Source organism: Alkalimarinus coralli (assembly GCF_023650515.1).
Taxonomy (GTDB): Bacteria; Pseudomonadota; Gammaproteobacteria; order Pseudomonadales; family Oleiphilaceae; genus Alkalimarinus; species Alkalimarinus coralli.
Genome location: NZ_CP096016.1, coordinates 4,351,977 through 4,365,891 on the forward strand (window position 1 = coordinate 4,351,977; position 13,915 = coordinate 4,365,891).

General features: G+C 46.5%; 13 protein-coding genes. 9 read left to right on the forward strand and 4 right to left on the reverse strand.

What is annotated here, in order from left to right:
* Positions 1-90: 90 nt before the first annotated feature.
* On the reverse strand, positions 91-1,224 hold the full coding sequence (locus tag MY523_RS19660; protein WP_250656378.1) for an aminotransferase class V-fold PLP-dependent enzyme: 1,134 nt from the start codon (positions 1,222-1,224) through the stop codon (positions 91-93).
* Between the two features lie 319 nt (positions 1,225-1,543).
* Between MY523_RS19660 and cobU the strand changes: the two genes are divergently transcribed.
* The 6 genes from cobU to MY523_RS19690 all read left to right on the forward strand — a co-directional run bounded on the left by cobU (position 1,544) and on the right by MY523_RS19690 (position 7,324).
* Positions 1,544-2,056: a bifunctional adenosylcobinamide kinase/adenosylcobinamide-phosphate guanylyltransferase gene (cobU, locus tag MY523_RS19665; protein ID WP_250656379.1), complete on the forward strand. Its 513-nt coding sequence runs from the start codon at positions 1,544-1,546 to the stop codon at positions 2,054-2,056.
* A 70-nt stretch (positions 2,057-2,126) separates the two neighbouring features.
* Positions 2,127-3,176 (forward strand): nicotinate-nucleotide--dimethylbenzimidazole phosphoribosyltransferase, encoded by a 1,050-nt coding sequence (cobT, locus tag MY523_RS19670; protein WP_250656380.1) that lies wholly within the window; start codon positions 2,127-2,129, stop codon positions 3,174-3,176.
* A gap of 148 nt (positions 3,177-3,324) precedes the next feature.
* Positions 3,325-3,939 (forward strand): histidine phosphatase family protein, encoded by a 615-nt coding sequence (locus MY523_RS19675; protein ID WP_250656381.1) that lies wholly within the window; start codon positions 3,325-3,327, stop codon positions 3,937-3,939.
* A gap of 307 nt (positions 3,940-4,246) precedes the next feature.
* On the forward strand, positions 4,247-5,317 hold the full coding sequence (locus tag MY523_RS19680) for an AraC family transcriptional regulator (RefSeq protein ID WP_250656382.1): 1,071 nt from the start codon (positions 4,247-4,249) through the stop codon (positions 5,315-5,317).
* Between the two features lie 358 nt (positions 5,318-5,675).
* The gene (locus MY523_RS19685) at positions 5,676-6,182 is read left to right on the forward strand and encodes a TlpA family protein disulfide reductase (protein WP_250656383.1); all 507 of its coding nucleotides are present in this window, start codon (positions 5,676-5,678) and stop codon (positions 6,180-6,182) included.
* 443 nt (positions 6,183-6,625) lie between these two features.
* Positions 6,626-7,324 carry a glutathione S-transferase family protein gene (locus MY523_RS19690; protein ID WP_250656384.1) on the forward strand — a complete coding sequence of 233 codons (699 nt, stop codon included), beginning with the start codon at positions 6,626-6,628 and terminating at the stop codon, positions 7,322-7,324.
* Between the two features lie 102 nt (positions 7,325-7,426).
* Here MY523_RS19690 and speA read toward each other — a convergent pair whose 3' ends face one another.
* Positions 7,427-9,325, reverse strand: a complete 1,899-nt coding sequence (speA, locus tag MY523_RS19695; protein WP_250656385.1) for a biosynthetic arginine decarboxylase — start codon at positions 9,323-9,325, stop codon at positions 7,427-7,429.
* A 253-nt stretch (positions 9,326-9,578) separates the two neighbouring features.
* Between speA and speE the strand changes: the two genes are divergently transcribed.
* The 3 genes from speE to MY523_RS19710 all read left to right on the forward strand — a co-directional run bounded on the left by speE (position 9,579) and on the right by MY523_RS19710 (position 11,786).
* Entirely contained in the window at positions 9,579-10,445 is an 867-nt protein-coding gene (gene speE, locus MY523_RS19700; RefSeq protein ID WP_250656386.1) for a polyamine aminopropyltransferase, read from the forward strand.
* A 239-nt stretch (positions 10,446-10,684) separates the two neighbouring features.
* Positions 10,685-10,885 carry a DUF6316 family protein gene (locus MY523_RS19705; protein ID WP_250656387.1) on the forward strand — a complete coding sequence of 67 codons (201 nt, stop codon included), beginning with the start codon at positions 10,685-10,687 and terminating at the stop codon, positions 10,883-10,885.
* Between the two features lie 22 nt (positions 10,886-10,907).
* Entirely contained in the window at positions 10,908-11,786 is an 879-nt protein-coding gene (locus MY523_RS19710) for a transporter substrate-binding domain-containing protein (protein WP_250656388.1), read from the forward strand.
* A 10-nt stretch (positions 11,787-11,796) separates the two neighbouring features.
* Here the strand turns inward: MY523_RS19710 and MY523_RS19715 are convergent, their stop codons facing one another.
* On the reverse strand, positions 11,797-12,225 hold the full coding sequence (locus tag MY523_RS19715) for a PilZ domain-containing protein (RefSeq protein ID WP_250656389.1): 429 nt from the start codon (positions 12,223-12,225) through the stop codon (positions 11,797-11,799).
* A 393-nt stretch (positions 12,226-12,618) separates the two neighbouring features.
* Entirely contained in the window at positions 12,619-13,884 is a 1,266-nt protein-coding gene (locus tag MY523_RS19720; protein WP_250656390.1) for an ammonium transporter, read from the reverse strand.
* Between the last annotated feature and the right edge of the window lie 31 nt (positions 13,885-13,915).

Here is a 13,915-nt window from a genome sequence, read left to right on the forward strand (position 1 = left end):
GGTAATATTATGATATATAAGGGAAACAAGGGGGAATCCCCCCCTTAATGCTTAGATTTGAATCTATCAGTATAGGTCTGACCGGTGAGTCTACTTGGCCAGAATTTGGTCGAGTGCGCGACTGAGGTGCTCCACAGTGCGGTCGATATTATGCAGTTTGTCGAGACCAAATAGGCCTAATCTAAAGGTTTTAAAATCTTCGGGCTCATCACACTGTAGCGGCACACCGGCTGCGATCTGCAAGCCGAGTTCGAGAAACTTCTTGCCATTTTGCATTGCGGCATCTTGGGTATAACTGACGACAACGCCCGGAGCCTGAAACCCTTCAGCGGCAACGCTTTTGATGCCCTTTTCTGCTAACAACGCTCTAACCCGGTCACCCAGCTCTTGTTGTTCAGCTCGTACTTTTTCGAAGCCGTATGCCTGGGTCTCTTTCATGGTGTCACGAAAGGTGGTTAATGCATCGGTTGGCATCGTTGCGTGATAAGCATGGCCACCATTTTCGTAGGCTTCCATAATCTGTAACCATTTCTTCAAGTCACAGGCAAAACTGCTGCTGGTGGTGTTTTCTATCTCTTGTCTTGCGTTGGCGCTTAGCATCACCAGTGCGCTACAGGGGGATGAACTCCAGCCTTTTTGTGGCGCGCTGATCAGAATATCGACGCCCGTTTTCTCCATATCGACCCATAGCGTACCTGAGGCAACGCAGTCCAGCACAAATAGCCCTCCGACCGAATGGACGGCTTCTGCGATAGCGGTGATATAGTCTTCAGGGAGGATAATTCCTGACGCTGTTTCGACATGAGGGGCGAACACAATCTCAGGCTTTTCAGATTTAATGGTTGCCACCACCTCCTCGACAGGGGCTGGAGCGAAAGGGGCGTCACTGGTATCAGACGTTTTGCGCGCCTTAAGTACCACTGACTCTTTGGCGATATTGCCCATTTCCAGAATTTGTGTCCAACGATAGCTAAACCAGCCATTGCGAATAATCAGGCACTTTTTATTATTGGCAAACTGCCGGGCTACCGACTCCATACCATAAGTGCCACCACCCGGAACGACCACCACTGCTTCTGCTTTATAGACACTTTTAAGGGTGCTTGATATGTCGTTCATCACTCCTTGAAAGGCTTTCGACATATGGTTCAATGAGCGGTCGGTAAATACAACTGAATACTCTAGAAGTCCGTCAGGGTCGACATTGGGTAATAACGCAGGCATTTTTTGTCCTTATTCAATACTGATAATAATTATCAAACGTCTCTATCAAGATGCAGCTTGTTGCCCAAAAGCATATCCCCATTAAATAATCAAAACAATCTCCCGGCTGTGTTTTTATCTCTAATAATGGTCATTCATATATTGTGGCACTTTTTAAGTTTAATGGGAGTGCTATTCGGGTTCGGAAGCGAGTGCAAAAACTGCTACTATCCCGTGCAGATTTATGTGCTAACGTTTGGGTATTTAGCTGCTGCAGGTTGACCCTTTGAAGGCGTTATGGCCTTAAGTTTTGCCATGGTTAGTTTAAACTGGAGATAAGATGAAAGAGTTAATTCTGGGAGGCGCGCGCTCAGGCAAAAGCCGCCTGGCTGAACAGCGAGCGAAAGCAACCCGGCAAGATGTTCTCTATATCGCGACCGCCCAGGCGTTTGATCGTGAAATGGATGAGCGAATTGCTCGGCACCAGGGTGACCGCCCCGCTCACTGGGGGACTGTCGAAGAGCCTGTTTATCTTGCGCGGGCGCTACAGAGTCATGCTGCTGAGAATCGCACTATTCTGGTTGACTGCCTGACCCTTTGGTTAAGTAATCTGTTGTGCATGGATGACTCAGTACTGTTTGGTAAAGAGAAACAAAGTTTATTAGACTGCGTTTTTTCGCTACCGGGCCATGTAATATTGGTGAGTAACGAAGTGGGCCAGGGGGTTATTCCTGATAATGCACTCGCCCGCCGTTTTGTTGATGAGGCAGGGTGGTTACATCAGGCGTTAGCGGCCCAATGTGATCAGGTTACGTTTGTGACTGCGGGTATTGCCCAGCAACTTAAACCTTAACTCACTTCGCGCCTTGTTGGCCGCGAGATATATGACGTCAAATCTAAATAAAACATAATGAGAATTAACTATGCCACATTGGTTTGAAGCGCCACTGGTTGAAATTGATTTATTTTCAAGAGAGAAAGCAGAACTCAGGCAGAGTACGCTGACCAAACCTCCGGGTTCGTTAGGGCGTCTTGAGCAACTGGCAGTGTTGTTTGCCGGCTGGCAGGGTAAGGTAATACCGGAGCTCGTCGCAAAGAAAACATCAATCGCTATATTTGCGGCGGATCATGGTGTGGCAGAAGAGGGGGTATCTGCTTTTCCTCAGGCAGTCACCGTTGAAATGGTGAAAAATTTTGCCCGTGGAGGGGCTGCGATTAGCGTGCTGGCGGCTCAACTGGGCGCTGACCTGCATATTGTTAATGCGGGTACGGCCAACTCAGTAGCGGGAGTTGGTGGCGTTGTTAATAATCCTGTCGCGTGTGGCACTGCTAACTTCGCTAAACAACCGGCGATGACGAAGCAGCAGTGCCTGGATGCGCTAGCTATTGGCCAGCAGGTTATCAATGAGGTGATTGCTCAAGATACCCGGTTATTTATCGGGGGAGAGATGGGGATTGCCAATACAACGTCGGCAACCGCTGTTTGTTGTGCTTTACTCAATAGACCGGTAGATGATTTAGTGGGCGCAGGTACCGGGTTGGGTAACCAGGCAATTAAACACAAGGCAGACGTGATTAGTGCGGCGTTAAAAAAACATGCTCCCTCTCCGCAGCCGCTTGATGTTTTATGTGCGGTAGGCGGATTTGAGATTGCAGCACTGGCCGGGGCTTATATTGCGGCAGCACAGCAAGGTATTCCTTCGCTGGTTGATGGCTTTATCGCGACAGCCGCTGCATTGGTTGCTTGCAGGTTAAGGCCAGAATTAAAAGGTTGGTTACTGTTCTCGCATCAGTCGGCTGAAAAGGGCCACCGGCTGGTTTTAGAGCAATTAGAGGTTAGCCCGTTACTGTCTTTGGGTATGAGGCTTGGGGAAGGGAGTGGCGCTGCGGTCTGTCTGCCGATTATAGATTCGGCACTGGCCCTGCATGCCAGCATGGCCACATTTGAAGAAGCAGAGGTGCAGGCAGGCTAAAGATGCTGACAGGTTAAAGGTGCAGGCAGGTTAAACATGCTAGTGCTTGGCTTTTTCAGTGAAGCCGTTGAATGTGAGTAGGATTATTGACCGAACCGGGCAAACATAGGTGTGAGCCCTGGAGTTATTAACATAAGTTGAGCAGTAAATGAGCAGTTATAAAGAAACCATTATTGATTTGTTACGTCATGGTGAACCGGTTGGCGGTCGATTGCTGAGAGGCAGCCAGGACGACCCACTGACAGAAGAAGGCTGGAACCAGATGCGTGCCTCTGTTGGAGACCACCGGCCATGGCAACAAATAATAAGCTCGCCTCTCAGGCGTTGTTCGGAGTTTGCCAGGCAGTTGGCAGATAATCGAAATACGCCCTACAAGGAGGTCGCAGGGTTTCAGGAGATTGGGTTTGGCTGCTGGGAAGGGATGAGTCCAGAGCAGATTATGGCGGCATACCCTGGTGAGCTTGAAGCCTACTGGCGAGACCCTACTCAGTTCTCGCCTCCTGAAGGTGAAACATTAGACGCGTTTATGCAGCGTATTGCGGATCATTGGCGTGGCATGCTGACTGATCATCAAGGGCAGCATGTGTTACTGGTGTGTCATGGTGGGGTTATCAGAGCCATCATTAACCAGATTCTTGAAATGCCCCTGAATGCCTTATGGCGGGTGGAAGTGCCATACGCCAACATTAGCAGAATACGCATCACGCATTTTGATGATTTCCCCGCAACATCTAATTTGGTCTTCCATCAGCCTCGCCTGTAAGCGAGGCATTTCTTCTTAAGACCCCTATTGCTGTATGTTTCAGCTACTCCCTATTTTAATTGCGGCAGCTATGTTTTGCGTAAATGATAAATAGAACTAAATTTTATTAGATCTATTATTGAAATTAGGTGGCTTATTCTAGAATAATTATCTTAAATTAGAGTAATTACTTTATTAATTTGTATAATTTGACTGTTATTCGGCCAAATATGTACTTGAGTTCAATAAATTGAGGTTGTAATCTGCTCTTGTCGGTCATCTTAGGATAAGGCGATTATGATTTTTATGACGGTTAAGGTTGTTGTTGATGAAGTCAGTGTATCACGCTGCGGACGCTATACTACTCGCCCATTATGGCGAGATCTTGTATGAGTTAGCGATTGAGCAAGGGGCTGACCCTGAGTTGCTATTGGAAAATACAGGAATAAGGGAAAGTGTTTTACGCAACCCGGAAGCGACCTTGAATTATGAACAGTTTACTGAGCTGGCAAACAATGCTTTGCGCCTCACAAACAACCCTGCTTTGGGTCTCTATTATGGCACCCGCTTAAAATTCACAACCCATGGTGCGATGGGGCAGGCATCTATTAGTAGTGATAACCTGAGTGAAGCAATATCTTCAATTATTAAGTATTACCGAACCCGCTTTGCCTTTATTGAGATGTCATTTTTCATTGATGGAAACGACGCGGTTATTCAATTGGATGAAAATCTGGGCTTGGGAGTGCTGAAATCATTCTTGATAGAAGCCTTGTTCGTCTCAATTCTCGATGTCAGCAAGTTCCTGTTTGGCCCCACACTGGTTAGAACAGGAAGCTGTCGGGTCAGCTATTCGCCTCCAAGCTATATTGACCAGTATTTCAACTTTTTCGTTGGCAGTGAAAAGTCAGATGCAGAGTTTGCCGAGCAGAAGTTAAAAGAGATGATTACCTTTAACTCCCCCTCCAATCAGCTTCGTTTTGACAAACAGTATTTAACGTTGCCTATGGTCTTGGCTAACTCGGTGGCAAGGCGGTTGGCTGAGCAGAAGTGTGAAGAGCAACTGAAGGCTGTTGATGATATTGACTCCATTGTCGCCAAGGTTAGGCGGTGCCTGCAGTCTGACCCTGACAGCATTCCCACCATGGATGAGGTCTCTGAACGACTTCATATGACATCACGAACCCTTCGTCGGCAGTTGCAGTCGTTTGGCACCAGCTTTCAGGATTTATTGTCGGATATCAGGAAAAGCAGGGCTGTTCAGTTATTACAAAACACCGATAAATCAGTTGATGATATCGCTTTTGAGCTTGGCTATAGCGACCCATCTAATTTCGGCCGGGCATTTAAAAAATGGACGGGCAAGTCACCGAGCTGCATTAGAAAAGAGACGAGTTAGTCGCTTTCCTCCCCCTAGAAAAGAAAACTAACCCGAAAAAGTCAAATTATTTGCTTTTTCTGGGAACGACCCTCGAATTTGTAGGTCTACTGCATTGAATTGTGGCAAGTGTGAGCGACAATATTATTAACCTGTGCCAGTAATATAGCCATGCACAGTAAAGGTTCTCTCTATACTTGCAGTGATGGGCGTCGCTTATTGATGAAGTCTGTGTATCTGGTTTTGGGGTGTTAATAGTCTGTTGAAACAGAGGGTGACTAATGATTGGAGGTTTTAATATAGATACAGCGCACTCATGTAGCATTAGAAAAACGACTAAAGGCCTAAATCCAATAATAACGTATTGGGAAACCACGACTTGAAATTATTACTTTTACTGTCGCTATCACTCTGTCTATATTCAGGCAGTAGCCGGGCGCTCTCGTTAGATGAGCCCGCCCCAGAATTTAACTTGCCTGACATTTACTCAGGCGAGAGCAAAACATTAAAAGAGTATCGAGGGAAAGTGGTTTACCTCGATTTTTGGGCGTCATGGTGTGGGCCTTGCCGTCAGTCATTGCCTCTGCTTAATAAATTGAGGAACAAGTTGGGGACTGACCGTTTTGAAGTCATTGCGATCAACCTGGATAGTAACCCTGAAGACGGAAAGCACTTTTTGGAAAAATATCCAGTTGAATACCCCGTGTTAACAGACACTACGGGGGAAACTCCGCAAAAATACCAGTTAACTGGCATGCCAACCTCCTACCTGATTGACCAGAAAGGAAACCTCAAAGGAAGTCATCAAGGGTTTCGTAGCAGTGATATCGCCAAAATATATGAGGTTGTGATGACGCTCATAAAAGATGAGCAAAGTAGTGATTAGAAGGCTGCCTGTGCTCTGGTTTAGTGTTGCCAATGCTGTAGGGGGTAAGTGGGCCGCTTTGGTTAAAGTGTGATGACAGAGTAGTGCCTTATTGCCGCCTTGGAGATATTAAGGTGAGTAATACAGGCATTTCTGAGTCGATACATACGGGGTGACTCGCCATGTTCAGGCTGGGGTCATATTTCAAATTAGCGAAAGCATGCTATGTTTAATAGGCCTTCTAACAATATGAGACCTTTGCACGACTACTGCGCTTACAAATTCATCGTTAAAAAATGGCTCAAAATGCTCATTTATTACACATAAACTGCGCTTTTTCGTCATTTTTTGCCTTGTCTTTGCTTCGCTCATAACATCGTGCAAAGCTCTCAATATAAACATAATGGATGCTAAGCTAGATGATTACGGTTTATCAATTTCCCAGACTCCTGGGTATTCCCAATATGAGCCCGTTTTGTCTGAAGCTGGAAACATGGCTCAGAATGGTCGAAATAAAATACGATATTCGAGAAGTCACTGACCCCCGTAAAGGGCCAAAAGGGAAACTGCCGTTTATTCGCGATGACGAAGTTGAGGTGGCCGATACCTCACTGATTATCGACTATTTGAAGAAGCAAAATAGCATCCAGATTGATGACCACCTGTCTCCAGCAGACCGGGCTGTTGCGTTGGCATTTGAACGAATGATGGATGAGCACCTCTATTGGGCGATACTGTACAATCGCTGGGTCGATGATAACTGGGTCAAAACAAAAGACGCTTTTTTTTCAACGTTGCCGACATTGGTGCGCGGGATTGTACCGGTAGTTGCGCAGAAAAATATCAAAAATGAGTTGGATGGCCATGGCATGGGACGCCATAGTCGTGATGAAATTTATGAATTTGCCAATCGTGACTTAAAAGCCATTTCTGACTTTCTGGGGGATAAACCTTACTTGATGGGCGATAAGCCTTCTACGGTGGATGCCACGCTGTATGCGTTTGTATGCAATATCATAGATGTGCCGTTGCGCAGCCCAATGAAAGACTATCTGCACAAGTGCCATAACCTTGTTAAGTACAACCAGAGAATGGGCGGGCAGCTGTTCCCTGAATTTTTCAAGCGGGATGAAAATGAAGAGGCATGGCTAACTGATCGCTAGTTGGCACTGTTAGCTAACCTTACAAACCGCCCCTTATATGGCTGTATGAGAGTGTGGCTGTATAGCGGCATTGGGCCTAGGTCTGAGGTTAGAGCATCATGGCTAGTTCCCGGAATAGGTATAGCCGCTTAACCCATGTTCCAACTCTTGCAGTAGTGTTGCTTTTTCTACCACCGGCAGGTCGCTATCTGTTAGTTGCTGCTGATAGGCATGCAGTAATGTGGTCGGGTCGAAGTTCACATAGCGCAGTACTTTATCGACGGTGTCGCCTTTTATCGGGTGTTGGATAATAACTTCGTCGTTTTGCCCGATAGCGATATCAACAGAGTCGGTATCACCAAACAGGTTGTGCATATCCCCGAGAACGTCCTGATAGGCACCGGCCAAAAAGAACCCCAACATGAACGGTGTATTTTTAGGGTAAGGTGGCAGTGGTAGTGTTGTTTCAATGCCGTTATCGTCCACGTATTGATCGACCCTGCCATCAGAATCGCAGGTGATATCCTGCAGTACCACACGGGTTGTGTCTGCCTGGTTAAGCCCTTCCAGTGGCAGAATTGGAAATATCTGTTTACTTCCCCGGATATCAGGTAGTGATTTGGACAGAGAGAGATTCACAAATAACTTATCGGCCAGTTTTTCGTTGAGTTCATCCAGTACTTCCTGGCGAGCCCTATTTTCTTGCCGGAGAAACTGACGGACGAGAGAGCAGGTTGCAAGGTAAATCTGCTCTGCATCAGCCCGGTGTTGCAAGGTTAAAATACCATGGGCAAACATGCTGTGAATCTCGGATATCGCATGGCAGGCATCATGATAAATTTCCAGGATAGAGCGCTTACTGTGAGATAACGCCAGCGCTTGGTAATCACTCCAGAGATCTTTCAGGGGAGAAGGTGCACTCTTTTCGGGTTCTGTCAGGTCGGTATACTCCGGTGATTCAACATCGATAACATCTGCCACCAAGATCGCATGGTGTGCTGTCAGCGCTCTGCCTGACTGGCTGATGATGTTGGGTTGCGGAAACCCAGTTCGCTCGCACGCTTCTTTGAACGTGTGAATCACGTTATAGGCGTACTCTGCGATGCTGTAGTTAACGGAGCAGCGACTGCGTGAGCGGGTTCCTTCATAGTCGATACCAAGTCCACCGCCTACGTCGACGGTATTGATTGGTGCGCCAAGCTCTCTGAGCTGGCTATAAAAACGGGCACACTCACCAAGTCCTGCCTGTATATCACGAATATTGGTTATCTGAGAACCGAGGTCAAAGTAAAGCAGTTTAAGGGCGTCGAGTGCATTGTGTTCTTTCAAAACATTGACGGCATCAAGTATCTGGTAAGCAGAAAGGCCAAACTTTGATTTTGCGCTGCCGGTTCTTTGCCCGTTATCTTTGCCGGTAGTCGATAGTCTGGCTCGTAAACCTATCAACGGGGTGACGTTAAGTTTTTTGCTTTCTTCAAGAATCAGCGCAAGCTCGGCGCTTTTTTCAATCACAATAAATACATTGCGCCCTAGCTTTTGGCCAATCAGTGCCAGGCGAATATATTCCCGATCCTTGTAACCATTGCAGATGATTGTTGATCCGGCCCCTTGAGACAGCGCAAGGACTGCCATCAATTCAGGTTTGCTACCGGCTTCAAGGCCGATTTGATTTCTGCTGGCTGCGGGCTCAGAGCGGATAATTTCTTCTGCCACACGTCGTTGCTGATTAACTTTGACAGGGTAAACGATGGTGTAAGTGCCGCCATAGTTGTGCTGTTCAGCAACAAGATTGAATGCATCGCAGAGGCTGTTGACCCGGTCATGCAAAACTTCATTGAAGCGTATGAGTAAAGGGGGCTGAAGCTGGTTTTGTTTTAGGCGCTCAACCAGCTTTTTGAGATTAATTTGCAGGTTGTCATTGTGGCGATGGGGTTTAATGACGACATCGCCCTCTTGATCCACATCGACATAACCCTCACTCCAATAGGGAAGGCTATACTTGCCGTTGATGCTATCTTTCATTGGTGACCCTGGTAGAAGATTTTGACCTTTTCAATGATTATAGCTGGCGAATGATAGATGGAAATAAAAATGTCATGATCGATGAGCCCTGTTTTGGGGCGCAAGCTAACACCTAGTTTGGGTGTTGTAAGAAAACTCCAAAATGCCTTGCAAGATGCTAAGGTATAGAGACAAGTTAGCGATTTTGAAAAGTGAATATTGGGCGCCTGGCAAGCCACCCAGTTGACCAACTTTCGAACGTCAGGAGAGCCAAATGATGAACAATTTACCATCAGAGTGGTTTACAGAAACGCTTCTGAATGAAGGGGTGGCTTTCTCATTAAAGGTGAAAGAAAAGCTTCATGATGAGAAAAGCGAATACCAGCATATCGAAATATTCTTGACCGAGAGCTTTGGTCATCTCATGGTGATCGATGGCCGTGTCATGCTCACCGAACGAGACCATTTTCTATACCATGAGATGATGACTCACCCGGCACTGTTTACTCATGCGAACCCTGAAAAGGTCGTGGTGATCGGTGGTGGAGATTGCGGTACGCTAAAAGAAGTTCTCAAGCACCCCTGTGTAGACGAAGCCTGGCAGGTTGAAATAGATGAACGGGTGACGCGTTCGGCCGAGCGCTACTTCCCTGACCTTTGCTCTTCTAACCAGGATCCCAGAGCCAATTTCTTTTTTGGTGATGGCACGCAATGGATGTCTGACGCCGTGCCAGACTCCGTTGACGTTATTATTGTGGATTCAGCAGATCCGGCAGGGCAAGCAGAAGGTTTGTTCTCTGTAGACTTTTATCGTAACTGTATGCTCGCACTGAAAGCGGGTGGGATACTGGTTCAGCAGAGCGAGTCACCGCTACTACATGGCAAATCCATCATCAAATCAGTGCACAAAAATATGTGGGACTCCGGTTTTGGCCACACCCATACACTGTCTTTTCCTCAACCGGTTTATCCTACCGGTTGGTGGAGTGCGACCATGGCCAGCAAGCAAAAACCCTTGAACTGCTTCAGGGAAGAGGACGCCGAGCAACGACCATTTGTTACTCGCTATTATAATCAGGATATTCACCGAGGGGCGTTAGCGGTTCCCGAGTTTATGAAGGTTGACCTCGGCCTTGAATAACTTATCAAGTTTGAATGTGCGAGCATAAAACAGCCGGACCAAAAGGAACGGCTGTCTTTGTTGAGAAAAACATCCCATTGATTTTACACAATTTTACTAATCCTGATTGGCTATAAAGTGAACTGTCTTTATTGTCTAACAATCTAACTCTACTCTCGAATGCACTCTATACTGAGCCTATAACGTCTAATGAATTGCTAGGTTGTCGAGTGGAGTGGCGTTGTTCAGAGAGGTGCGGTATGGCTGTTAGATCTGGTGAGAAAATAAAAACATGGTTTCGTAGTGATCGTTTCTTATGCGTCAATGAAAAATGGTTCTTTATTACCCGGGAATTAACTCAGGAAGGGCCGTTTGATAGTCGTGGCGAAGCAGAACTTGAACTAAACTTATACATACGACATGTAAATGATGGCTGGTATATGCAAGCACAGCCGGGCTGATTCTTATTAGTAAAGGGGGAGTGTGTTGCGCAGCAAACTGTTTATACCCATAGTGGTGTGGTGGTTGTCTTCGTCCGCTTTAGCAGCAGATACGGTTGGCTATTTTCAAACAGATTTGCGTTATGCGTATCGTATAGAGCTTTTGCAATTAGCGTTGGAGAACACTAAACAGCGTTTTGGGGCATACACACTTAAGCCTATTAGCGATGCCGTTACTCAAGGGCGCGGCATTTCGCTTCTTAAGCAGAACAGGTTCGTTAATGTGGCCTTCCTGTCGATGACCAGGGAGCGAGAGAAATCCCTCTTGCCCGTTAAGATTCCTATGTTACGAGGAATACTTGGGTACCGCGTTCTGTTGGTGCATCGTAATTCTGTTGAGCAATTTCAGAATATTGATTCGGTTGATCGGCTGTCATCACAGTTCATGGCAGGCTTTGGTGCTCATTGGGCTGACATAGAGATTTTAAGAGACAATGGTCTGCGAGTTGAAGGCATTAGCAGTTACCAGTCGATCTTTGCCATGCTTAACTCAAATCGCTTTAATTACTTTCCCCGCGGCATTAATGAAGCTTGGGCTGAAGTCGATAAATTTCAGCCTGAGTTTCCAAATATTGTGATAGAACCAAAAATAGCGCTTTATTATCCTTACCCGGTTTACTTTTTTGTTCACAAAAATAACATCCGCCTTAAAAATCGTATAGAAGAAGGGCTTAAAGTGGCGCTTGAAGATGGCACGTTCAAGGCATTGTTTGTGAAACACCATCAGCACCTTTTCAAACAGGCAAACCTGAAACACAGGCGAGTGCTTTTCCTTCGCAATTCGACGCTGCCAGAATCGACTGAACTACCCGATACCTCTTGGTGGTTGCCGGAGGGTGCGATTGATATACCGAATCGGTAACTGAGTGTGGCTAGATTTTCCTCGATGCATACTGACCGAGAAAACGGGCGGTGATTTCGGTGGCCGTTTTAAAATGAAAGCCGATATTAAACTCGCTGCCACTAACGCTACTATGCTTGACCGTCGTGACTGCCTGAAGCTTGAACTGTGTGCCTCTGTATAAAACGGTGGATTCAATAAATGCCTTACTGCCCAATGCAAGGTTGCAGGGGAGCGATATCATCATACCTTCTTTAGATACATTGACGGTTAGCCCCTCTAAATGCAGCCCTTGGGTGGTTTTTATGCCAACCCTCCACTTTGCTGACCGCCTTGGATGCTGACGCTTTGTCGGCACGGAGGGAGCAGCAGGTGTCTCCTCTGGTTTGGTCGATGAGTCGAGAAAGTCAGCATCGGTCAATTCCTGCGTGTTTTTCCTGCATACACTTTGAGCTTCCATAAGGCACCGCAAAACGTGAGTCATTGTTATGTTTTAGAATAGACAATAATAGCGAGGCCACGACGTAAGTTCTGAAAACAATTGTGTTAAAACTATGTCTGAATTTAACAATGTGAACGACAGGTAATTGATTGTTATGAAGTGTGACAGAGTTATCACTAGAGACTTTTTCACGACTACTGCGCTTACAAATGCAGCGTTAAAAAATGGCTCAAAATGCTCACTTATAGACTATAAACTGCGCTTTTTCGTCATGTTTTGCCTTGTCTTTGATTCGCTCATAACGTCGTGCAAAGGTCTCCATTATTTTTTGTGAATAAAAAAGGCACCCCGAGAGGTGCCTTAGTCATCGATCAACAGGTTATTGCCATTGATCTACTTGTTGTTACTAAACTACTTGTTGCTAAATTCGGGGTAAGCTTCCATTCCACATTCAGCAAGATCAACACCTTCGTACTCTTCTTCTTCGCTGACACGGATACCCATGACTGCTTTAAGAATGCTCCAAACAACCAGTGAAGCAACAAACACCCATACAAAGATGGTTGCAGCACCAATCAACTGGCCAGAGAACGTTACATCGCTGTTCGTGACGGGTACTAATAGCAGACCTAGCAGACCGACAACACCGTGAACAGAGATGGCACCCACTGGATCATCAATTTTCAGCTTATCAAGCGTGATGATACTGAATACTACTAATACACCACCGATTGCGCCAAACAGTGTAGCCTGAAGTGCGCTAGGCGTAGAAGGCTCAGCAGTGATGGCAACCAGACCCGCCAACGCACCGTTAAGTAGCATGGTCAAATCCGCTTTACCAAACAGTAGGCGAGCTGTGATAAGTGCAGCAACCGCACCACCTGCAGCAGCAGCGTTAGTGTTAAGGAAAACCATCGCTACCGAGTTTGCACTGTTTATGTCGCCAAGTTTCAGTACAGAACCACCGTTGAAACCGAACCAACCCATCCACAGGATGAATGTACCTAAGGTTGCAAGTGGAAGGTTCGCACCTGGGATTGCATTAACCTGGCCGTTAGGACCGTATTTACCTTTACGGGCACCTAGTAGTAAAACACCGGCTAAAGCCGCTGATGCACCTGCCATGTGAACGATACCTGAACCTGCGAAGTCAGAGAAACCAAGGTCGCTAAGAGAATAGAGGCCAAATACAGAGTTTCCGCCCCAAGTCCAAGAACCTTCAAGTGGGTAGATAACCGCTGTCATTGCGACGGCAAAAGCCAGGAAGGCCCAAAGCTTCATACGCTCAGCAACCGCACCTGATACGATAGACATGGCTGTTGCAACGAATACTACCTGGAAGAAAAAGTCAGACGCACCAGAGTAGATAGAGCCGCCTTCAAAACCGTCTTCACGGCCAGCAAATTCGCCTAATGTGGCTGCAACATCAACATTCTGAATGCCCGAAAGGAAGATATCACCGCCGTACATGATCGAGTAGCCACACACTAGGTACATGATGCAAGAGATCGCAAACAGCGCGACGTTTTTAGTCAGAATTTCTGTGGTGTTTTTTGATCGTACAAGGCCTGCTTCAAGCATTGCAAACCCGGCGGCCATCCACATGACCAAAGCACCACAAACGAGGAAGTAGAACGTATCCATTGCATACTGCAACTGGAAGATATTGTTTTCCATAATTAAGCCCTCCGCACTAGGCTTATTTAAT